At 70.1% G+C, this 1,684-nt stretch carries 3 protein-coding genes; all 3 read right to left on the minus strand.

Annotated elements, in window-relative coordinates; genetic code table 11:
- Window positions 1-82: DUF4880 domain-containing protein (locus tag BDIM_RS18680; protein WP_428829102.1), on the minus strand; the 82-nt coding region annotated here is incomplete at its 3' end.
- Window positions 54-668: an RNA polymerase sigma factor gene (locus tag BDIM_RS04010; RefSeq protein WP_050796614.1), complete on the minus strand. Its 615-nt coding sequence runs from the start codon at window positions 666-668 to the stop codon at window positions 54-56. The genes BDIM_RS18680 and BDIM_RS04010, both read right to left, overlap by 29 nt.
- 42 nt (window positions 669-710) lie before the next feature.
- On the minus strand, window positions 711-1,684 hold a 974-nt coding region (locus BDIM_RS04015), incomplete at its 5' end, for a YdcF family protein (protein WP_050796616.1).

The raw sequence follows: 1,684 nt of genomic DNA on the forward strand, positions 1-1,684 counted from the left end.
AGGCGCCGCGATGGCGTCGGTCGGCCTCGAGCCAGGCGTCGAGCCTGCGCTGTTCAGCGGGGTTCAGAGGCCCGGCGTCGATCCGGGTCGCCCAGGCGGCGGCCTCCGAGTCGATGACGCCGAGCGGTTGGGGTTGGACCATGTGTCCCTCGAGTTCGTGGCGCTCGGCTCTTGTCGGCCATGGCTTGCATGAGGAGCCGAAGCCCCCTGGTCGTTTCGCTTTCAACCGCCTTCTCACTGATATTCAGCCGGCGGGCCACATCCTTCTGGGGCAGGCCCCAAAGTTTTCGCATTTCAAACACCTGGCGACATCGCCCGGGCAGGGCCTCGATGGCCTGGCCGACCTCGGCCAGGCGGCGGCGGTCGTGGGCGATCGCCTCGGGCGAGCTTAAGGCCTCGGGCGCGATCAGATCGTCGATCAGGCTGGAGATGTCGATCCGCACCACCGGCGTCTGGCGCAGATGGTCCTGGATGACGGCGCGCACGGTCTGGAGCAGGAAGGCGCGGGGCTGGGCGATGCGGGCGACGTCCTCGACTTCCAGCAGGCGGCAATAGACCTCCTGGATCAGGTCGTCCTCCTCGGGGCCGAGGCCGGCGGCGCGAATCCCGTCGCGCGCCTCCGCCTCGTGCGGCAGGATCTCCAGCGACAGCCAGTCTATGACGTCCATGCGGGCCTCCGCGGCCGGTCGTCGAGCTTCGCCATGGGATCGTCAGGGGTCCATCGGGTCCGTCGCCTCGCGGTGCAGCGAGGCGGGGACGGGCGTGAACTCATAGGTGTCGAAGTCCAGCCGCTGGTGCAGGACATAGGGGACATAGCCGTAGTCGCGCTGGTTGCGGGCGGCGAAGCCGGGGCTGCCGATGTAGGACACCTGGCCTGTGACCAGCGACTTCATCTCGCGCGGGGCGCCCATGACGAAGATCAGCCGGGCGGCGTTGCGCATATTGCTGGTGGTGTGGCGGGCGACCGGGTCGATCAGGATGTGGTCGGCCGGGATGCCGTGGTGCGAGACTAGGAACCGCTTCATCTCCAGCGCCTCGTTATAGGGCGTGCCGGCCGGGCGCAGGGTCCCGCCCGAGACGATGATCACCGGCGCCTGGCCGGCGCGGTAATGCTCGACGCCCCGGCGGATGCGCAGCTTGGCGGCGGGGTTCAGCGGCTCATAGGCGACCTCGGGCGAATAGCCGGGCACCAGGATGGCGGCATAGGGGAAGTCGGCCCAGCGCACCCCGGCCAGCCGGGCCAGGGTCGCGGCGTTCTCGCGAATCTGAAGCTCGCTCTGGCGCACGGCGTCGTCGCGCTTGTTGGCGTCCATCAGCTCCAGGGCGAAGGCGCGGGGCAGGTCATAGGCCGGATGGAGGGTCGGACCCGGCCCGTCCGCGCGGCGCGCGACCTCGCGCACCAGCTGGACCAGCAAGCCCCGGTAATATCCGCCGTCGACCGGATAGATGACGGAATCGATGTCGGCGTAGCGCGGCGCCTCGCCCAGGGCATAGACGCGGATGATGCGGTCGATGGCCTCGTGCGCCTCGGTCCAGGCGCGGACGAATAGGGCGCGGTTGTCCAGCGCTGCGTCGCGCTGGAAGCGGCCCGAGGGGCGCATATGGTCGCGGACCAGGTCGCGCACGGCGGCCGAACGGTCGAACAGCCGGCCGGCCGCCTGGACCGCCTGGGCGCGCTCGGCGT

The sequence above is a fragment of the Brevundimonas diminuta ATCC 11568 genome (assembly GCF_000204035.1).
In the GTDB taxonomy this organism is placed as follows: domain Bacteria; phylum Pseudomonadota; class Alphaproteobacteria; order Caulobacterales; family Caulobacteraceae; genus Brevundimonas; species Brevundimonas diminuta.